The organism is Haloarcula laminariae (assembly GCF_025457605.1).
Classification (GTDB): domain Archaea; phylum Halobacteriota; class Halobacteria; order Halobacteriales; family Haloarculaceae; genus Haloarcula; species Haloarcula laminariae.
The window spans coordinates 171,612-190,521 of record NZ_JAMZFY010000002.1 but is presented as its reverse complement, the minus strand read 5'-3'; the positions used below and the strand labels follow the sequence as shown (position 1 = coordinate 190,521).

Here is an 18,910-nt window from a genome sequence, read left to right as displayed (position 1 = left end):
AGCAGGCAGCGCCGTCGCGTGAACCGGTTTGATACATGCTCATGTCTCCAACATGAGGTATAAACGCCGGACCGCGCTCACCTCCTGACCCGCTCACATGAAATCGGCGATGCCGGACTGCTTGTTGTGGTCGTTCTGGAACACCGACTCGATTTTCGTCTCCAGAATCTTGAGCCGCTGTTTGGTGTAGTCTCTGGCGCCGAACTCGTCTGCGACCCGAATCGCGGTGTCGATGTACTTGTTGACCGACCCCTGATGCACCGTGAGGTTCACGCGACCGCCACACTCCCGGCAGTCGCCGGTCAGGGGCATCCGGCGGTACTTCTCGCCGCAGTCCAGACAGCGGACCTCCTGGCGGGAGAAGGCCCGGAGGTTCCCGATGAGGTCGGGCAGGAAGTGATACTCGATGATGCGCTCGGCCACGTCCGATTCCACGACCGCTCGCAGTTTCCGCGAGAGATGCAGCTGTGCGTCCATCTTCTCCTCCATCGACCCCAGCGTCTTGTACGCCGAGAGGTCCGGTCCGGCCGCGATGTCCGAGGTGTCGTGCGTGTGGCGGAAATCGGTGTACTCGCGGTCGGTGCCAAGCGTCTCCTCGGCGATGGTCATGATGTCCTCGACCTCCGCCGGGTCTGTGAGTTCACGGGTCGCCTCGTAGAACTCCCGCGGGTACCGCTCCATGATGTCCATGTTGTGGGCCTCGTCGTCGATTTCGCTCGGGTCGATACGCGAGGACATCACGAGCGGGGCGTCCATGCGGCCGCCTCTCTTATCAGGAAGATAGGATTTACTAAAATTCAACAAACCATCCATGAGAAGCATCACACAGTCTTCGTCTCCGTCGCAGTTGCGCCGCTTAGCCGCGTGAAAGTACGGATGCGCGTACCCGACGGCAGCTGACGTAAATCCGACAACTCTGCCGACTGTCGCCGCGCTGGTGTGTGGGGCCATCCCGAAGACGAGCTCGCCCACCAAATCGTCGCGGTCGTCGAACTCGTAGTAGCGGTCGAGACCGTAGTACTGCTCCAGCAGGTCGTCGACGAAGGCGGCGGTCTGGAGCATGTGCTCGGCCGCCCCCTCCGAGAGGACGATGTCCTGGACCTTCAGCTCGAACAGCTGGTCGGGGTGGGTCAGGGGGTCGCCGTGGATGTCGGTCTCGTAGCCGAGCGCCCGCAGGCGCTCGGGTTCGACGTCGAGCTCCGCGGGTCTGAGCGCCGTCACCGGCAGGTCGGTCATGTCGTAGCGGACGGTGCCGTCCTTGAACGCGGAGACGTCGTGTTTCGCCCGGAGGATGCCCTTCTCCATCGGCTCGGGGAGCTTGGTCTCGCTCGTGAGCCCCTTGACGGCCTTCAGCGTCTCGAAGGCCGTCTCGCGCTCCTCGGCGTTCTGTAGCGCGTCCCGATAGCTCTCCTGGAGGTCCAGTTCCCTGTACTGGGTCGGGGAGGCCAGCGTCTCACAGCGGTCACACTCCGCGCGACCCGACTCGTCGGGTTCGACCTCCATCTCGCAGTCCGGGCAGACGTAGACGGTCTCGGCGATGGCGTCGCAGTCGGGACAGCGGGCCTCGTAGCCCTCGGTGCCGCAGTCGGGACAGCGCCGTCTGGCCACTTCCACCTCGACGCGGCCCGGCGTCTCCGTCATCGAGTCCGAGTGCTTCGTCGCGGCGGCCACGTCTCGCTGTGCCCCGCCGGCCTCGCCGATGGGAAAGAGCGTGTGGACCGCGGGCGAGAGGTCCCGGCGCTCGGATTTCTCGGGCCGACCCATCCGGTTGCCGATGCGGGTCGGCGCCCGCTCGCGGACCTCGAACGGGGATATCTCGTTGACCGCCTCGATGGCGTTGCGACCAGCCGTGTCGCCCAGCTCGTCGTCGACGTAGCCGATGGCGTCGGCGGCCTCCTGCTCGCCGTAGGTCCGGGCGTGTTCGGAGATGTCGTCGGGGGTCCAGTCCCGGGAGAGCGACCGCGAGAACCCCAGCGTCCGGACCAGCGGGAGCCAGTCGGAGACGACCAGGCGGTCGTCCTCCTGGGTGTGTTCGACGAGCAGGCGTTCGAGCGCCTGCCGGACGAGGTCGGTGTTTTCGAGGACGAGGTCGCCATCGCTCGCTTCCGGGGACTCGACGACGGCCCCGTCGGTGGCTGTCACGTCGGCCGACTCGACGGCGTCGGCCAGCGCCTCAAACTGCTCGATGGTCACGTCGTGCCAGAGGTAGGTGTATTTGGGGTGCAGCGGCGCGTCGTAGTCGCTGGCCCAGTCGAGCGCTTCGGCGGCGCTGGGCTCTGCGAGGTCGACGCCCGGGTCGTCCCGCATCGCCTGTACGTCGGCCCCCGCCGCTTCGAAGTCCTGCTCCCACCACTCGACGGTGTAGGACGCGGGCGCGAGCGGGTGGTTGTTCTCGACGAACTCGCCGTAGTTGACGAGGTACTCCCCCAGGTCCAGAATCTTCTCGACGCCGTTGCCGATCTCGCGGGCCGTCTCCACGTCGTCGATGCGGCGCACGTCGCCGTTGGCAAGCCGCACCGTCGGCCCCTCGATGCTGTCGACGGGGACGACCCCGGCGGCCTTGCCCGGGCGCTCGGTCTTTATCTGCGTCCCGGTGGCGAGGAAGTCGTCGACGAGATGCATCGTCGCCGGATGTACCCCGGCGGTCGCGAAGCCGTGGTTCCGGGCGCGGCCGTAGCGCAGGCGGAAGCCCCCGGACTTGGAGGGATGGGAGAAGACGGGGCGGCCGGCGATGAGGTCCCGGAGGTACTTCTTGGCCGGGTCGACCCGTGGCGGGCCGGCCCGCTCGTCAGTATCGTCGGCCCCATCCTCGCTCGCGTCGTCGCCCCCGTCGTCCGCGTCCTCCCCCTCGTCGGCCTCGCTGTCTTCGCCGATGGTGCCGTCGATGAGGTCCTGGAGCCAGGGCCAGTCGACCTCGTCCAGGTTGCGAGTGTAGCGCTGAATCTTGGGCGCCTTCAGCGCGATACCCTCCGCCAGCACCAGACACATGCCGCCGCGGGCGGAGTTGGAGTCCACCCGTTCGAGGTCCCGGTAGCCCGACACCTCCTCGTCGCCGGTGGCCTCGCCGTCCAGCATAATCGGCATGTGCTCGGCGATGAACTTCGTCTCCTTTTCCTTGGGCGAGTACTGCAAGCCGGTGTCCTTGTCGTAGAGGTCTATCTCCTCGGCGTAGCGGCCGACCTCCTCCTCGCGGGCGTTGTACTGCTCGATGCCAAGCAGCGCACGGGCGTAGTCGGCGACGAGGACTGAGAGCGCCTGTGCCGTCCCGCCGGCGGAGCGAATCGGGCCGGCGTAGTAGACGTTGATGAACTCCGTCCCGTCGTCGTTTTCGAGCAACTCGACGCGGTCGATGCCCTCGATGGGGGCCGCGACGACGCCCTCGGTCAGCAGGGCGACCGCGGTGCGGACCGCGCCCTCGACTTTCCCCTCGCGGGTGTCGTAGTCGCCGACGGTGCCCTCGACGAAGTCGTCGACGAGTTCGAGGGCGGCCTCCTCGCGGGACATCTCGCCTTCGAGTTCGCGGACCCGCTCGGCGACGCCGTCGATGCCGAGGATGTTCTCGACGCGGTCGGCCATGTCGCGGGCGGTCGGAATCTCCACCTCCGGCTTCGGGTCGCCGCCGCGCTCGCGGGCGCGCTCGGCGACGCGCATGGCCGAGTCGAGCTCCGTTTCGAGCGTCTCGAAGTAGCGCTCGTCGGCCTCGCGCATCTACAGCTCCCAGAGGTCCAGGTCGGTCGGCTCGTCGTGGACTCGCTCCAGCTCCGCGTCGAACGCGCGCACGTACAGCTCGCCGGCCCAGACTGTCGCGCTGTTGAGGTGGCCCGCGATGGCCTCGCCGTCGGGACGGGAGAGGACGGCGTGGGTGTGGGCGAACCGCTCCCCGTCGAGCCACGAGACGTTCCCCATACAGGCGGCGACCTCCAGCGGCTCCGAGAAGACCATCGAGTCGTACTCCATCCGGTCCTGGTCGTAGAACCACACCTCGGCGTCCTTGACGGCCCCCAGGCCGTAGAAGAACGCGGCGTCTATTCCTTCGTCGTCGGCCAGCGACTCGATTTCGGCGCGCCAGTCCGCGCCGTGGTCCAGCCGGCAGACGTACTCCTCCGAAGTCTCGACGGACCGATAATCCATACGTGATGCCGAGGGTGGGCGGCGGCAAAAGCGTTGCTACGTCGCCTCCGGAGGTTCATGGGTGATGGCGGGACCACCTCCGACTATGCGCTGACCACTGCCCCGGAGCGGAACGCGGGTGCGCGGCACGACGCTCCGGGTCCTCGTGTGCCGCCTGTTCGCCACAGCCCGGACCGACTCTCCGACAAATCGGCTCACGCCGGGAGCGACACCCGACTCACCGACTGGCCCCGCTCGGCGTCGAAAAAGACCAGTTCCTCGACGGCCCATTCGACGGGTTCTATCTCCCGCTCGGTCAGCCGCCGGGCCGCTTCGGGGTCGCCACCCCGGGCTATCGTCACGTGGGGAACGTAGTCGTCCGGGCCTTCCATCCCCGCAACGGGGTCGAACTCGTCGCAGAGCCGCTGGTGGAGCGCCCGCAACTGCGGGCTCTCGACGGCCAGATAGACGACCGGCGAGGGGCCGGTCTCGGCCGTCTCGAAGCAGTCGACGCCGGTGACGCGGACGCCGAAGGGATCGGTCCCCCGGACGGCGTCGCGGGCGCGGGCCTCGATGCGGGCGTAGGCCGCGTGGTCGCCACTGCCCAGTCGCTTGACCACCAGCGTGTGTTCCCCGCGCGGTCTGGACCGCGCCCGCGGGAGGTCACGCGCAAGCCGGCCCGCGAGCGAGGTGACCGACGACGGCAGCGAGACGTTCAGACTGTACACACCGGGGGCAGGCGCGGCGGGGACAAAAGGAGCGCGTTCAGTTTCTGGAGACGCTGTGGTCTCCCGACCCTCGCCGTGCCGGTGGCTCCGCTCAGAGCCGGCCGGTCAGATAGAGCACGATAAGGACAATCAACACGAGGCCCAGTAGCGGCTGGAGCGGCCCGAGCACCGCAGCGAACAGTCCGAGCACTTCGCCGATGACCTCCAGCGCTATCCAGACGACGATGAGCACGAGCAGAATCTTGAGCAGCGTGTCGACGTCGAGTTTCCCACGGTCCATACAGGGTCTTTCCGGCAGACGGGCAAACCCCTTGTGGCCCGCTCGCGGCAACAAGCCATATAGTCGGTGACGGGAAAACGGGAACACGAATGCGACGAGTGGGTATCGTCCTGGGGCTGTTGCTGGCGGCGGCGCTGGCGCCGACGGCGGCCGGCGCCGCCTTCGGCGGCCTCGCCCAGCAGTCCGTCGACGCCGACGTGGTCGTGATGACCGCCGACGTGACGGCGAGTGGCGACGCGGTGTGGACAATCGACTACCGCGTCCGTCTGACCGACGACAACGAGACGCAGGCCTTCGAGGACCTGCGGGCGGACATCCGGGCGAACGAATCGGTCTACACCGACAGGTTCCGCGACCGGATGACCCGGACTGCCCGGGCCGGCGAGAACGCGACCGGGCGGGAGATGGCCGTCGACAACGTCTCCGTCGAGACCACCCGGGAAGACGTCGGCCAGTCCTACGGCGTCGTCACCTACGAGTTCCGGTGGACGAACTTCGCGGCGGTCAACGACACCCACATCCGGGCCGGGGACGCCGTCGCCGGGCTGTATCTCGACCGCAACGCGACCCTGACGATGCAGTGGCCCGACGAGTACCGGCGCGCGAGCGTCCGCCCGTCGGCCGACGAGCGGAGCGACCGGTCGGTCACGTGGCGCGGGCCCCAGTCATTCGGCGACGACGAACCCCGCGTCGTCGTCACCAACGAGTCCAAGCCCTTCGGGGACGCTGTCGGCGGCTCGGGGCTGGTGGACGCGCTCCTCGCCGTGGTCGCGGTTCTGATACTCGCCGCCGGCGGCTACGGCGTCTACCGGTACGTCCGCGACGACGCGGTCGCCGACGAGACGGCCGCGGACACGCCAGCGACGGACGACGGCGCGGGCGGAACCGCCGACACCGACGAGACACCGCCCGCGGAGCTGCTCAGCAACGAGGAGCAGGTGCTCAAACTCCTCCGCGAGAACGGCGGCCGCATCAAGCAACAGCGCGTCGCGAGCGAACTGGACTGGACGGCCGCAAAGACCAGCCAGGTCGTCGGCGGCCTCCGCGAGGACGGCGACTTGGAGACGTTCCGCATCGGCCGGGAGAACGTCGTGACGCTCCCGGACACGGACCTGACCGACGTGGACGACGACTCGTAACACCGTCCCTCGACTCGCCGCTGTCGGGCGATTTAATTCGGCTTAATCGTCCGCAAACCGGGCTGACCGTCGGCGGTTTATATACTGATACGGGGCCAATGCCCGAGTGAGATGAGACGGACGATTTCGACCGTGGTCGCGCTGGTACTCGTGGTGGGTGCGCTCACGGCGGTGCCATTCGTCATGGCCCAACAGACCGACACTGAACAGGCAAGCGAGAACACGACCGGCAACGAGAGCGTTGCGCCCGGCGCCCAGCTTTCGGGCGTCGTCGCCGTCGGCGAGGCCGAACTCGACGGCGAGATAGCGGACCGCGCCTACGGCATCCGCGTCGCCCGGGCCAACAGCTCGGACGCGAAAGCCGCCGTCGTGGCCGACCAGCTCAACAGGACGAGCGAGCGCGTCGCGGCCCTCGAAGACCGGCGTCAGGCGCTCGAACAGGCCCGCGCGAACGGCACCCTGAGCCAGGGTGAGTACCGCGCCCGCATCGCCGGACTGGTCGCGGAGAGCCGGAACGCCGAGCGCATGGTCGACCGGACCAACGAGACGGCGAGCGGGCTGCCCGCCGAGACGCTCGAGGCCAACGGCGTCAACGCCACCGCCATCCGGACGCTCTCGGACCGCACCGCGAACCTCACGGGACCGGAGACGGCCGAAATCGCGCGCGGTATCGCCGGTGAGGGAGTCGGACAGGCGGGCGGCCCCGACGACCGGACCGGGGCGCCCGGCAACCGGACCGAAAACGGAGCGGACCGGACTGGCGACACGGCGCCGTCGACCCCCGACGAGCCGGGGCCCGCCGACGGCGACAGTTCCACCGGAACCAATGAGACTACCAGTCCGGACGGCCAAGACTAGCTAATGTCCGGCCGCCACACACTGCTGACGAGTGTCGCTCTGAGCGCGCTGCTGGTCGGTGCAGTCGCGGGGCCGGCCGCGGCGGCCCAGACTGATGCGCCGCCCGAGCCGTCGCTGACCGTCGACCTCGCCGCCGACGGCGACGCGCGGCTGACGCTCGTCTCGACGTACGACCTCGACGACGAGAGCGAGCAGGCGGCCTTCGACGACCTCCGAAGCAACGAGACGGCCCGAGACGCCTACGAGCAGCGACAGACGGCCCGCTGGCAGTCGCTCGCCGAGAACACGTCCGCCCGGACCGACCGCGAGATGGCCGTGACCAACAGCTCGCTGACGCTCTCACGGACGAACGCGACCGGCGTCGCGACCTACTCGGTCACGTGGACGGGGCTCGCGGCGGCCGAAGACGGGCTGTTGACGTTCGGCGAGCCCTTCGCCAGCAGCGACGGGCTCGACCGCCCGCTCGTCGTCGTGTTCCCGGCGGGGTATCAGGTGACGAGCGTCTCGCCCGGGCCGGCCAACAGCAGCGACGGCCGTCTCGTCTACGCCGCCGACGCGGAGCTCGACGGTCTCAGCGTCGTCGCCACGTCGTCGACGGCGCCCGACGGGACGCCCGCGCCGAGCCCGACGGCGACTGCGGCCGGGACGACCGGCGGGAGCGGACCCGGGTTCGGCGCCGTCGGCGCGCTTGCGGCCCTGGCGGCGGCCGGGCTGTTTGCCGGCCGTCGCGACTGAGACGGCACAGTGTCGACCCGGTCCCGTCTCTGACGGTCCGTGTGTGAACTAGAGACACGGCCTCGCGGACTCGGAAGCTATTTGTACGCGAACTACGGTAGTCGCTGGTATATGACGCGGCCGTTCGACACTGGCGCGCTCGCAGCCGCCAGCGCCGGGTCCCATTCTCTCCCGACCCGACGGCGGGCCCTCCGTTAGGCCCACTACTACTTCTCCTCTCGACGGTTCGGTTCGTCTCAGACTACGGCCGGTCGGCTGTCCGGCTCGTCACTCCAAACCGACAGTCACACCACGGTAACAAACGACTACCCATCCATGACAGACGGAAACGGCACCGTCGCGCTCGCCTTCTCGGGCGGGCTCGACACGACGGTCTGCGTATCGCTCTTGAAAGAGGAGTACGGCTACGACGAGGTCATCGGCGTCACGGTCGACGTCGGCCAGCCCGACTACGAGTTCGAGGAGGCCGAGGAGACCGCCGAGGCGCTGGGCGTCGAGCAGTACGTCGTTGACGCCAAAGAGGAGTTCGCGGACCTCTGCCTGCAGGCCGTGAAGGCCAACGCCGACTACCAGGGCTACCCGCTCGGGACCGCGCTCGCGCGCCCGGTCATCGCCAAGGCCATCCTCTCCGTCGCCGAGGAAGAGGGGTGTGACGGCATCGCCCACGGCTGTACCGGCAAGGGCAACGACCAGCTGCGCTTCGAGGCCATCTGGCGCGACTCGGACCTGGAGGTCATCGCCCCGGTCCGCGAACTCGGTCTGACCCGCGAGTGGGAGAACGAGTACGCCCGCGAGAAGGGTCTCCCCGTCGAGGGCGGCGACGGCGGCCGCTACTCCATCGACACGAACCTCTGGAGCCGCTCCATCGAGGGCTCCGAACTCGAAGACCCCGCCGAGATACCGTCCGACGACATCTACAAGTGGACCGAGAACCCCTCCGGGAAGGAGCCCGAACTCGTCGACATCGCCTTCGAGGACGGCGAGCCCGTCGCCGTCGACGGCGAGGAGCTGGGCTCGGTCGAGCTGGTCGAACAGCTCAACGAGCGGGCCGGCGCCCACGGCATCGGCCGCACGGACATGATGGAGGACCGCATGCTCGGCCTGAAGGTCCGCGAGAACTACGAACACCCCGCGGCGACCGTCCTCCTCACCGCACACGAGGCCCTTGAGGGGCTCGTCCTCACCCAGGAGGAGCGCCAGTTCAAGGTCCAGGTCGACCAGCAGTGGTCCCAGAAGGCCTACCAGGGGCTCGTCGACGCCCCGCTCGTCAGCGCGCTTGAGGCCTTCATCGACGACACGAACGAGCGCGTCACCGGGACCGTGACGGTGAAGATGGAGGGCGGCCACTGCCGCCCGGTCTCGCGCGAGTCCGACTACGCCGTCTACAGCGAGTCCGCGGCCTCGTTCAACGAGGAAGCGGTCTCCGGCGGCATCACCCAGCAGGACGCCACCGGCGTCGCGAAGTACCACGGCTTCCAGTCCCGCCTGGCCAACGATATCCTCGAAGACGCGAAGTCGGGGAAGGCCGCCGCGGACGGGGGTAGCGAGGCCGAGGGGACGACCCCGGAAACCGCGAGCGAGACCGGACAGGAGGACTAGACGGATGAGCGAGGACGAAACGGACGGCGGCGACGCCGCGAGCGGGGCCGTCCGCCGCGACCGCTTCAGCGGCGGCCCCGCCCGCTCGTTTCTCTCCTCGCTCGCCGACGACGAGCGCATCTTCGCGGCCGACCTGGCCGTCGACCGCGCCCACGTCGTGATGCTCGTCGAGCAGGGCGTCGTCGAGGCCGACACCGCCGGCGAGATTCTGACTGCCCTCGACGACATCGAGGACGCCGGCCACGGCGCACTGGCCGACGGCGAGGACGTCCACGAGGCCATCGAGAGCGCGGTCATCGACCGCGTCGGGCCCGAGGGCGGGAAGATGCACACCGCCCGCTCGCGCAACGACGAGGTGGCGGCCTGTATCCGCTACCGCCTGCGCTCGGACGTGCTCGAACTGGTCGGGACGCTCCTGGGCGCCCGCGAACAGCTGCTCGACGTGGCCCGCGCACAGACCGGGACGGTGATGCCGGGATATACGCATCTCCAGCCCGCTCAGCCGACGACCGTCGCCCACTGGGCGCTCTCCTACGAGCAGGCCCTCCAGCGGGACACGGCGCGGCTGCTCGATGCCTACGGGCGAATCAACCAGAACCCGCTCGGGGCGGCGGCCTTCGCCGGGACGCCCTTCGACGTGGACCGCGAGCGCACCGCCGAGCTGCTGGGCTTCGATTCGGTCGCGGAGAACTCGATGGACGCCTCCGCGACGCGGGACTTCCTCGTCGAGACGACGAGCGCCGTGGCCGGGCTGGCGACGACGCTCTCCCAGCTAGCGGAGGACGTGGTCGTGATGGCCAGCAAGGGCCACGTCGAACTCGACGATGACTACGCCTCGACCAGTTCCATCATGCCCCAGAAGAAGAACCCGGACACGCTGGAACTGGTCCGCGGACGCACCGGCGACGCGACCGCCGGGCTCAACGGGCTGTTGACCAACCTCAAGGGCCAGCCCCGCGCGTACAACCGCGACCTGCAGCGGGCCGGGCGCCACGCCTGGGACGCCATCGACAGCGCCACGGAGAGCGTCGAGGTGGCCGCGGGCGCCGTCGCGACGGCCGACTGGCCGGCCGAACGGCTGGAAGCCGCCGCCACGGCGGGCTTTGCCACCGCGACCGGCGTCGCCGACCTGCTGGCGATGGCCGGGGTCCCGTTCCGCACGGCCCACGAAGTCGTCGCGGAGGCCGCGGCCGACCTCGACGCCGACGCGGACGCCCCCGACTACGACGCCCTCTCGGCGGTCGCCCAGGGCGTGCTCGACGCCCCGCTCGACCAGTACGTCGACCGCGAGGCCGTCGAACGCGCGCTCGACCCGACCGAGAGTGTCGCGATGCGGGACTCCCGGGGCGGGCCGGCGCCCGAGGCGGTCGCCGACCAGCTGGCGGCCGCCGACGACGTGTTGGCGAACCACGGCGACCGGCTCGACGCGGCCGAGGCGACGGTTTCGGGCGCACGCGACCGCCTACAGGCGGAGGTCGAGACGTATGTGTAAACGACGACCCCTCCTCGGGGCAATTATACCAGAAACCTGATATTGAATTCGGTCACATGCGGATGACGGGCTTGTTACTCCTCTAGAGCGGCGTGTAGGTGTGTAATTTTACTTGACAAGTCCGGTGGATTTAAGTGGGTACGTGGGTCATAGACAGGTACAATGGCAGACTGCATCGAGTGCGGGGCGGAGGTCTCCCTGCACGACAGCCTCGAAGTCGGAGAGATCGTCGACTGTTCCACCTGCGGCGCCGAGCTCGAAGTCATCGGTACCGACCCCGTAGAGCTCGACAGCGCTCCCGAGCTCGAAGAGGACTGGGGTGAGTGAGGTGTCCCCGGTGGCGCGGCCGACCAATCGCCGTGACACCGTGACCCACGACTTCACGGAGCCAACAGCATGAACATCGGCCTCCTCTACTCGCGTATCCGCAAGGACGAGAAGCTCCTGCTCTCGGAACTGCGCGAGCGCGACCACGACATCGAGAAGATAGACGTCCGCAAACAGCAGTTCAACATCAGCGAGGCCCCCGAGGCCTTCGAGGACCTCGACCTTGTCGTCGACCGCTGTCTCTCGACCTCCCGGTCCGTCTACGCGACGAAGTTCGCGCGGGCCTACGACGTGCCCGTGGTCAACGGGCCCGACGTGGCCGAGGTCTGTTCGGACAAGGTGAAAAACAGCCTCGCCTTGGTCGAGGCGGGCGTCCCGACGCCCGACACCGACGTGGCATTCACCAAGGACGCCGCGCTGGAGTCCATCGAGGACTTCGGCTACCCCTGCGTCCTGAAGCCGGTCGTCGGCTCGTGGGGCCGCCTGATGGCGAAAATCGACTCCCGCGACGCGGCCGAGGCCATCCTCGAACACAAGGAGACGCTCGGCCACTACGAGCACAAGATATTCTACGTCCAGGAGTTCGTCGACAAGCCCGGCCGCGACATCCGCGTGCTGGCTGTCGACGGCGAGCCGATAGCGGCGATGGTCCGCTCGTCGGACCACTGGCTCACCAACGCGGCGAAGGGCGCCGAGACCGACCCCTTCGAACTGGACGACCGCGCGCTGGAACTGGTCGAGAAAGCCTCCGACGCGGTCGGCGGCGGCCTGCTCGGTATCGACTTGATGGAGGTCGGGGTGTCGGAAGACGACCCAGAGCCGGACGACTACACCGTCCACGAAGTCAACCACACCGTCGAGTTCAAGGCGCTCAACGAGGTCGCTGACGTCGACGTGCCCGCGAAGGTCGTCGACTGGCTCGAATCGAAGGCGGGAAGCGAGAGCGGTACAGAGACGACAGCATGACCTACTCAGCCAGCGTCGTCGGGGGCTCGGGCTTCACCGGCGGCGAGCTGCTTCGCCTGCTGGACGGCCACCCCGAGTTCGAACTCGTACAGGCCACCAGCCGCTCGAAGGCGAACAAGACAATCGGGCACCAGCACCCGAACCTCCGGCACTCGGACCTCCGTTTCTCGGACCCGAGCGACTTGGAGAGCGTCGACGTCCTGTTCGCGGCGACGCCCCACGGCGTCTCGATGGAACAGATAGACGACTTCCAGGACGCCGCCGACACCGTGGTCGACCTCTCGGCGGACTTCCGGCTGGACAGCGAGGCCCAGTACGAGGAGTGGTACGACGGCCACGTCCGTCCGGAACTGCTGGCCGACAGCGAGTACGCGCTGCCCGAACTCAACCGCGAGAACCTCGAAGGCGCGGACCTCATCGCGTCGGGCGGCTGCAACGCTACGGCGACCATCCTGGGCTTGCTGCCGCTGTTCGAGCACGGCGTCCTCAGCGGCGACGAGCAGATAGTCGTCGACGTGAAGGTCGGCTCCAGCGAGGGCGGCGCCGGCGGCGGCGAGGCCTCCAGCCACCCCGAGCGCTCGGGCGTCGTCCGCCCGTACGCCCCGACGGGCCACCGCCACGAGGCCGAGATTCAGCAGTTCCTCGGCGTCGACGTCTCCTTTACCGTCCACGCGGTGGACATGGTCCGCGGCGCCAGCGCGACCTGCCACGTCTTCCCCGACGGCCCGGTCTCGAAGGGGGACCTCTGGGGCGCCTATCGCGGCCAGTACGAGGACGAACCGTTCGTCGAACTCGTCTCCGGCGGTGGCGGCGTCTACCGCTACCCCGAGCCGAAGGCCGTCGCGGGCACGAACCGCGCGGAGGTCGGCTTCGAACTCGACCCCGGCAACAAGCGACTGGTCGTCTTCTCGGCCATCGACAACATGATGAAGGGGTCGGCCGGCCAGGCCGTCCACGCCGCGAACGTCGCGCTCGGCATCGAGGAGACGGCGGGGCTGGAGTTCCAGGGGCTCCACCCCGTCGGCGCACCCTGACACCTGGACAGAGCTTTTCATGACCGTAGTAATCAAGGTAGGCGGCGCTCGTGCGGTCGACCCCGCGGGCGCGCTGGCGGACGTCGCATCGCTCGTCGAGCAGGGTAAACAGGTCGTCGTCGTTCACGGCGGCTCCACCAAGGTCGACGAGACGCTCGAACGGCTCGGCATCGACCCGGAGTACGTCGAGACGCCGAGCGGCGTCGTCGGCCGCTTCACCGACGAGGCGACGATGGAGGTGTTCGAGATGGCCTTCGGTCACCTCAACACCCAGCTCGTCGCGGGCCTCCAGAGCGAGGGGGTCGACGCCGTCGGCCTCAACGGCGTCGACGGGAAGCTGCTCTACGGCCCCCGCAAATCCGCCGTCCGCGTGGTCGAGGACGGCAAGAAGAAAATCCGCCGCGGGGACCACTCCGGCACCATCAAGCGGGTCAACGGCGACCTGCTCCGGTCGCTGCTCGGTGACGGATACACCCCGGTTGCCGCACCGCCCATGGCCGGAGACGACGACGGGGAAATCGTTCCCGTCAACACCGACGCCGACCGCTCGGCGGCCGCGATAGCCGGCGAACTCGACGCGACGCTGGTCTTGCTGACCGACGTGGAGGGGGTCTACGGGGACCCCGACGACCCGTCGACGCTCATCGAATCGGTCGAGACGGGCGAGGACTGGGCCGACCTGGAGGCCGCCGCCGAGGGGTTCATGGGCCGGAAGATTATGGCCGCCCGGGAGGCCCTCACCGGCGGGGCCGGCGAGGTGGTCGTCGCCGACGCCAACGCCGACGAGCCGATTCTGTCGGCGCTGGACGGTGACGGGACACATATCAAGGCCGGGGCTGTAACGGAGGAACAATGACTGTGTACACGACACGTGTCGACGCCGCCGGAGGTGCGTCGCTGTGAGCGGTTTCGTCTTCAACGAGAAGCCGATTCGCATCGAGCGCGGCGACGGCGCCTACGTCTACGACGACAGCGGCACGGAGTATCTGGACATGGGCGCGTCCTACGCCTGCGTCCCGCTGGGCCACGGCCACGAGGCCGTCCAGTCCGCCGTTGCCGAGCAACTGGAGCAAATCACGTACGTCCAGGCTTCCTACCCCAACGCCGAGCGGACGGCGCTGTACGACCTGCTCGCCGACACCGCGCCCGACCCAATCGACAAGACCTGGCTCTGTAACTCCGGGACGGAGGCCAACGAGGCGGCGCTGAAGTTCGCCCGGTCGGCCACTGGGAACTCCAAAATCGTCGCCACGATGCAGGGCTTTCACGGCCGCACCATGGGGTCGCTCGCGACCACCTGGAAGAACAAGTACAAGGAGCCCTACGAGCCGCTCATCGGCGACGTGGAGTTCGTTCCCTACGACGACAGCGAGGCGCTCGACGAGGCCGTCGACGAGGACACGGCGGCCTTCATCGTCGAGCCGGTCCAGGGCGAGGGCGGCATCAACCCCGCCTCCGACGGCTACCTCGAAGCCGCCCGCGAGATAACCGAGGACGCGGGCGCGGCGCTCATCTTCGACGAGGTCCAGACCGGGATGGGCCGCACCGGCGCGCTGTGGAACTCCCAGCGGGCCGACGTGGCCCCCGACATGATAACGTCCGCCAAGGGACTCGGAAACGGCCTGCCCGTCGGCGCGACGCTGTGTCGGGACTGGATCGCCGAGAACTACGGCTCCCACGCCTCGACGTTCTCGGGCGGGCCGGTCATCTCCGCGGCCGCCGGCGCGACCGTCTCGACCATCGTCGAAGAAGGCGTCCCCGAGAACGCCGCCGCGGTGGGCGACTACCTCCAGACGGAGCTGACGGCCGCCATCGGCGACGAGGTCCGCGACATCCGCGGCGAGGGGCTGATGGTCGGCGTCGAGGTCGGTCGGGGCGCGAACAAGGCCCTGAAACAGCTCGCGCTGAACCACGGCATCCTGGCGCTGCCGGCCGGCCGCACGGTCGTGCGCCTGCTCCCGCCGCTGACCATCGACGAGTCACACGCCGACGAGGTGGTCGAGGCCATGGCCGAGGTGGTGGGATGAGCGAAGCCCAGGCCCACGAGGCCGACACGGAGGCCCGGGACCTGCTGGAGGACGTGGTCCGCATCCCCTCCGTCTCGCGCGAGGAACGCGAGGCCGCCCAGCGCCTCGTGGCCTTCTTCGAGGCCCACGACCGCGAGGTGTGGCTCGACGGGGTCGGCAACGTCCGCGCGCCGGCCGACGACGGCGTCCTGCTGACCTCCCACATCGACACCGTCCCGGGCGACATCCCGGTGCGGGTCGAGGAGACCGACGACGGCGAGGTGCTGTGGGGCCGTGGCTCCGTCGACGCGAAGGGGCCGCTGTGTTCGATGGCCGTCGCCGCCGTCCGCACCGGGGCCTCCTTCGTCGGCGTCGTCGGCGAGGAGGTCGACTCGAAGGGCGGACACTACCTGGTCGAGGACCGCGACAGCGAGCCCGGCGCGGTCATCAACGGCGAACCCTCCGGCTGGGAGGGCATCACGCTGGGCTACCGGGGCCTGCTCGGTGGCACCTACGTCGCCACGAGCGAGTCCGGTCACTCTTCGCGCCCGGAGAACAACGCCATCCAGGACGCGATGGACTGGTGGGCCGCCGTCGAGGACGAGTTCGCCAGGGACGAGTGGCACCCCGTCTTCGAGCGGGTCACCTGCAAGCCCGTCGACTTCCGCGGCGGGATCTCCGACGACGGCCTCTCGGTTGAGACAACCATGCGCGTCCAGTTGCGGGTCCCCCCCGAGTACTCGACCGACGAGATACGCGAGATGGCCGACGGCCATCTGGACAACGGCACCGTCAACTGGGACGACAAAATCGAACCCGTGATGCAGAGCCCGCGGACCAGCGTCGGCCGGGCGTTCCGGACGGCAATCCGCGACCACGGCGGCGACCCGACGCTCCTTCGCAAGACCGGGACCAGCGACATGAACGTCTACGCGAAGGCCTGGGACTGCCCGATGGTCACCTACGGGCCGGGCGACTCCGACCTCGACCACGCGCCGAACGAACACATCCGCCTCGCGGAGTACGACCGCGCGGTGAGCGTCCTCACGGACGTGACCGAACGCCTGCTGTAACCATGCACTTGCTCGATGTCGACGACCTCACGACCGATGAACTGACCGCCGTCCTGGACCGCGCCGCCGCGATAAAGGGCCCGGACGGCGAGGACGCCAGCGACCTGCTCGACCAGCAGACGCTGGGGATGATATTCGAGAAGCCCTCGACCCGGACCAGAGTGTCCTTCGAGACCGGGATGACACAGCTTGGGGGACACGCCATCTTCCTGGGCCCCGACGACATCCACCTGGGTCACGGCGAGCCCGTCAAGGACACCGCCCGGGCGCTGGCCCGGTACGTCGATTTCGTGATGGCCCGCGTCTACGACCACGGGGACGTCGAGGAACTGGCCGAATACAGCGACGTGCCGGTCATCAACGCCCTGACCGACGACGCCCACCCCTGCCAGACGCTGGCGGACCTGCTGACGGTGCGGGAGCGGTTCGGCGGGTTCGACGACGTCTCGGTGGCCTGGGTCGGCGACGGCAACAACGTCTGTCAGTCGTTCGTCCTGGGCGCGGCGATGGTCGGCCTCGACCTCACCGTCGCCACGCCCGAGGGGTACGAGGTCGACGACGACGTGCTGGCCCGCGCCGGGGACCTCGGCACCGCCCCCGAGACGACCCACGACCCCGAGGCGGCCGTCTCCGGGACCGACGTGGTCTACACCGACGTCTTCGTCAGCATGGGCGAGGAGGACGAGCGCGAGGAGAAACTCGCGGAGTTCGACGGGTTCCAGATTACGACGGAGCTACTGGGCGACCGCACGCTGATGCACTGCCTGCCCGCCCACCGCGGCGAGGAGGTCACCGACGACGCCATCGAGAGCGACAACGCTGTCGTCTGGGACCAGGCCGAGAACCGCCTGCACGCCCAGAAGGGGCTGCTGGCGTGGCTGTCTGAGCAGGACTAGCACTGCTGACAGAGCATACGCGGCGCTTCGCGCCGCGCTTCACCGGAATCGAGCGTAGCGAGATTCCGGCCTTTTTCGCGAACGTTTTTCAAGGAGTGGTGCGCGAGCGAAGCGAGCGCACCCGACGCAGAAAAAGGTTCTTTAGAAGTGCGAGAACTTGTCGCGCCGATACACGTCGAGTTCGTTGACCGTCGTCGGCGGCGCTTGCCCGAGCGCGAAGGCGACGGCGTCGGCGACCTCCTCCGGTTCGGTCACCTCGCCTTCCTCGAACACCTCGGCGAAGGGGGTGCCGTCGGCGCTCTCGAACTCCGTGCGGACCTCCGCGGGGTTGACGACGGTGACGCCGATGTCCTCCTCGCCGACCTGTGCGGCGAGGCTCATCGCGAACCCGCGGACCCACCACTTGGTCGCGGCGTAGACCGGGTTGAACGGCCGGGGGTACTTGCCGGCGAAGCTCCCGATGAAGACGACGTTGCCGGCCGTCTCGCGGAGATGGGGCACCGCCTCGCGGACGGTGTAGAACGCGCCGTTGACGTTGACCCGCTGCATCGTCAGGAACTCGTCGTCGGTCATGCTCTCGACCTCGCTCCCCCGGGCCAACCCGGCGTTGACGACAACGCCGGTGAGCGGGCCGAGCGCCTCCACCGTCGACTCGACGGCGGCCGCGACCTCGGGCGACTCGCGCACGTCGGCCGGAACGACGTGGGTTTCGACGCCGTGGTCGGCGGCGACGGCGTCGGCCAGCTCCCGCAGCCGGGCCTCGCTCCGCGCCAGCAGGGCCACGTCGGCCCCGTCCGCGGCCACCCGACGGACCGTCGCCGCGCCGATACCCGAACTCGCGCCGGTCACGAGCACAGTCTGGTCTCCCATGGTCCCATCCCCGACCGAGACGCCCATAGAACTTCTGTCGGCGCGGCGTCTCCACCCGAAACGCTGCCCTTTCGGCTACGTTTGTGAGTGACTCTCACACGAGACGGCACGGATTCGCCGCCCAACCCTCCGTTTCCACTCGAAACAGTTCCCGCGCCACGCCGTTCGGGACCGGGACTCACGGGTGTTCCAGTCGAAACACTACCCTTTTTGCTATTGATGTGACATTTCAGCACACTTTTCCGCGGCTACGCTCTCGGCCCCGCTGTCACGGAACCCGCACGCGCGAGGCGATGCGACGGTGGCTGTGGCGACAGCGCAACCGCGCCGAGAGCGGGTGAGCCCGAAGTAACGGCCCCGTTTATGCGCCCGGCGGCCCTACCGGCCCGCATATGAGCCTCGACCCCTCGCCCGAGCAGTTCCGCGACCTGATGGCCACCGAGGAGCCGGACCTCGCGGAGGTGATGGCGTGTGTCTTCGGCGTCCACCGCCACGAGGTCCGGACGTACCGGACGCTACTGTCCGCGCCGGGCAGCACCGTCGCGGAGCTCGCGTCCGCGCTGGAGCGGGACCGGTCGAACGTCAACCGCTCGCTGTCGACGCTGCGGGAGAAGGGGCTGGCCGAGCGCGAACGCCGCCTGCTCGACGGCGGCGGCCACGTCTACCAGTACACCGCGACGCCGCTCGACGAGGCCCGCGAGCTGCTGCACGAGGCCCTGGAAGCGTGGGCGTCGGCGGTCCACGACCGAATCGATGCCTTCGATGGTGGGACGCCTGTCGACGGCACCTAATAGGGG

General features: G+C 68.8%; 18 protein-coding genes. 13 read left to right on the top strand and 5 right to left on the bottom strand.

Translation table 11 applies throughout. From position 1 onward, the window contains the following. Positions 1-93: 93 nt before the first annotated feature. The 4 genes from NJQ98_RS12480 to NJQ98_RS12465 form a co-directional block, all read right to left on the bottom strand. Complete coding sequence (locus NJQ98_RS12480; RefSeq protein ID WP_262179148.1) at positions 94-3,708, bottom strand: DNA polymerase II large subunit; 3,615 nt, start codon at positions 3,706-3,708, stop codon at positions 94-96. Then, positions 3,709-4,131, bottom strand: coding sequence for a PPC domain-containing DNA-binding protein (locus NJQ98_RS12475; RefSeq protein WP_262179147.1), 423 nt, complete (start codon positions 4,129-4,131; stop codon positions 3,709-3,711). 194 nt (positions 4,132-4,325) lie between these two features. Continuing rightward, a complete protein-coding gene (locus NJQ98_RS12470) occupies positions 4,326-4,838 on the bottom strand; it encodes a 2'-5' RNA ligase family protein (RefSeq protein WP_262179145.1) in 513 nt (170 codons plus the stop codon). Between the two features lie 91 nt (positions 4,839-4,929). Further along, positions 4,930-5,118: a DUF7554 family protein gene (locus NJQ98_RS12465; protein WP_262179143.1), complete on the bottom strand. Its 189-nt coding sequence runs from the start codon at positions 5,116-5,118 to the stop codon at positions 4,930-4,932. An 89-nt stretch (positions 5,119-5,207) separates the two neighbouring features. Between NJQ98_RS12465 and NJQ98_RS12460 the strand changes: the two genes are divergently transcribed. The 12 genes from NJQ98_RS12460 to argF all read left to right on the top strand — a co-directional run bounded on the left by NJQ98_RS12460 (position 5,208) and on the right by argF (position 17,243). Beyond that, a complete protein-coding gene (locus NJQ98_RS12460; RefSeq protein WP_262179142.1) occupies positions 5,208-6,257 on the top strand; it encodes a helix-turn-helix transcriptional regulator in 1,050 nt (349 codons plus the stop codon). A gap of 111 nt (positions 6,258-6,368) precedes the next feature. Beyond that, positions 6,369-7,115: a hypothetical protein gene (locus tag NJQ98_RS12455; RefSeq protein WP_262179141.1), complete on the top strand. Its 747-nt coding sequence runs from the start codon at positions 6,369-6,371 to the stop codon at positions 7,113-7,115. A gap of 3 nt (positions 7,116-7,118) precedes the next feature. Further along, on the top strand, positions 7,119-7,850 hold the full coding sequence (locus tag NJQ98_RS12450; protein WP_262179139.1) for a DUF7345 domain-containing protein: 732 nt from the start codon (positions 7,119-7,121) through the stop codon (positions 7,848-7,850). A 315-nt stretch (positions 7,851-8,165) separates the two neighbouring features. Beyond that, positions 8,166-9,449: an argininosuccinate synthase gene (locus NJQ98_RS12445; RefSeq protein ID WP_262179137.1), complete on the top strand. Its 1,284-nt coding sequence runs from the start codon at positions 8,166-8,168 to the stop codon at positions 9,447-9,449. Between the two features lie 4 nt (positions 9,450-9,453). Beyond that, complete coding sequence (gene argH, locus NJQ98_RS12440; RefSeq protein ID WP_262179135.1) at positions 9,454-10,941, top strand: argininosuccinate lyase; 1,488 nt, start codon at positions 9,454-9,456, stop codon at positions 10,939-10,941. Between the two features lie 162 nt (positions 10,942-11,103). After that, the gene (gene lysW / locus NJQ98_RS12435) at positions 11,104-11,268 is read left to right on the top strand and encodes a lysine biosynthesis protein LysW (protein ID WP_262179133.1); all 165 of its coding nucleotides are present in this window, start codon (positions 11,104-11,106) and stop codon (positions 11,266-11,268) included. A gap of 69 nt (positions 11,269-11,337) precedes the next feature. Beyond that, positions 11,338-12,234, top strand: a complete 897-nt coding sequence (lysX, locus tag NJQ98_RS12430; protein ID WP_262179131.1) for a lysine biosynthesis protein LysX — start codon at positions 11,338-11,340, stop codon at positions 12,232-12,234. Beyond that, positions 12,231-13,268, top strand: coding sequence for an N-acetyl-gamma-glutamyl-phosphate reductase (argC, locus tag NJQ98_RS12425; RefSeq protein ID WP_262179129.1), 1,038 nt, complete (start codon positions 12,231-12,233; stop codon positions 13,266-13,268). The genes lysX and argC overlap by 4 nt, the downstream gene beginning before the upstream one ends. A 19-nt stretch (positions 13,269-13,287) precedes the next feature. Then, positions 13,288-14,124, top strand: coding sequence for an acetylglutamate/acetylaminoadipate kinase (locus NJQ98_RS12420; RefSeq protein ID WP_262179127.1), 837 nt, complete (start codon positions 13,288-13,290; stop codon positions 14,122-14,124). Between the two features lie 43 nt (positions 14,125-14,167). Then, positions 14,168-15,295 (top strand): aspartate aminotransferase family protein, encoded by a 1,128-nt coding sequence (locus NJQ98_RS12415; protein ID WP_262179125.1) that lies wholly within the window; start codon positions 14,168-14,170, stop codon positions 15,293-15,295. Continuing rightward, on the top strand, positions 15,292-16,347 hold the full coding sequence (locus NJQ98_RS12410; RefSeq protein ID WP_262179123.1) for a [LysW]-lysine hydrolase: 1,056 nt from the start codon (positions 15,292-15,294) through the stop codon (positions 16,345-16,347). Before NJQ98_RS12415 ends, NJQ98_RS12410 begins: the two co-directional genes overlap by 4 nt. 2 nt (positions 16,348-16,349) lie before the next feature. Beyond that, positions 16,350-17,243, top strand: coding sequence for an ornithine carbamoyltransferase (gene argF / locus NJQ98_RS12405; RefSeq protein ID WP_262179121.1), 894 nt, complete (start codon positions 16,350-16,352; stop codon positions 17,241-17,243). A gap of 141 nt (positions 17,244-17,384) precedes the next feature. Here the strand turns inward: argF and NJQ98_RS12400 are convergent, their stop codons facing one another. Then, positions 17,385-18,113 carry an SDR family oxidoreductase gene (locus tag NJQ98_RS12400; RefSeq protein ID WP_262179119.1) on the bottom strand — a complete coding sequence of 243 codons (729 nt, stop codon included), beginning with the start codon at positions 18,111-18,113 and terminating at the stop codon, positions 17,385-17,387. Between the two features lie 392 nt (positions 18,114-18,505). Between NJQ98_RS12400 and NJQ98_RS12395 the strand changes: the two genes are divergently transcribed. Beyond that, the gene (locus NJQ98_RS12395; protein WP_262179117.1) at positions 18,506-18,904 is read left to right on the top strand and encodes a helix-turn-helix domain-containing protein; all 399 of its coding nucleotides are present in this window, start codon (positions 18,506-18,508) and stop codon (positions 18,902-18,904) included. Positions 18,905-18,910 lie beyond the last annotated feature (6 nt).

Excerpts from the sequence above, each read along its gene's own strand:
- NJQ98_RS12480 (WP_262179148.1), bottom strand. The coding sequence starts at position 3,708 with ATGCGCGAGGCCGACGAGCGCTACTTCGAGACGCTCGAAACGGAGCTC.
- NJQ98_RS12475 (WP_262179147.1), bottom strand. The coding sequence starts at position 4,131 with ATGGATTATCGGTCCGTCGAGACTTCGGAGGAGTACGTCTGCCGGCTG.
- NJQ98_RS12465 (WP_262179143.1), bottom strand. The coding sequence starts at position 5,118 with ATGGACCGTGGGAAACTCGACGTCGACACGCTGCTCAAGATTCTGCTC.
- NJQ98_RS12460 (WP_262179142.1), top strand. The coding sequence starts at position 5,208 with ATGCGACGAGTGGGTATCGTCCTGGGGCTGTTGCTGGCGGCGGCGCTG.
- NJQ98_RS12455 (WP_262179141.1), top strand. The coding sequence starts at position 6,369 with ATGAGACGGACGATTTCGACCGTGGTCGCGCTGGTACTCGTGGTGGGT.
- NJQ98_RS12450 (WP_262179139.1), top strand. The coding sequence starts at position 7,119 with ATGTCCGGCCGCCACACACTGCTGACGAGTGTCGCTCTGAGCGCGCTG.
- NJQ98_RS12445 (WP_262179137.1), top strand. The coding sequence starts at position 8,166 with ATGACAGACGGAAACGGCACCGTCGCGCTCGCCTTCTCGGGCGGGCTC.
- argH (WP_262179135.1), top strand. The coding sequence starts at position 9,454 with ATGAGCGAGGACGAAACGGACGGCGGCGACGCCGCGAGCGGGGCCGTC.
- lysW (WP_262179133.1), top strand. The coding sequence starts at position 11,104 with ATGGCAGACTGCATCGAGTGCGGGGCGGAGGTCTCCCTGCACGACAGC.
- lysX (WP_262179131.1), top strand. The coding sequence starts at position 11,338 with ATGAACATCGGCCTCCTCTACTCGCGTATCCGCAAGGACGAGAAGCTC.
- argC (WP_262179129.1), top strand. The coding sequence starts at position 12,231 with ATGACCTACTCAGCCAGCGTCGTCGGGGGCTCGGGCTTCACCGGCGGC.
- NJQ98_RS12420 (WP_262179127.1), top strand. The coding sequence starts at position 13,288 with ATGACCGTAGTAATCAAGGTAGGCGGCGCTCGTGCGGTCGACCCCGCG.
- NJQ98_RS12410 (WP_262179123.1), top strand. The coding sequence starts at position 15,292 with ATGAGCGAAGCCCAGGCCCACGAGGCCGACACGGAGGCCCGGGACCTG.
- argF (WP_262179121.1), top strand. The coding sequence starts at position 16,350 with ATGCACTTGCTCGATGTCGACGACCTCACGACCGATGAACTGACCGCC.
- NJQ98_RS12400 (WP_262179119.1), bottom strand. The coding sequence starts at position 18,113 with ATGGGAGACCAGACTGTGCTCGTGACCGGCGCGAGTTCGGGTATCGGC.
- NJQ98_RS12395 (WP_262179117.1), top strand. The coding sequence starts at position 18,506 with ATGAGCCTCGACCCCTCGCCCGAGCAGTTCCGCGACCTGATGGCCACC.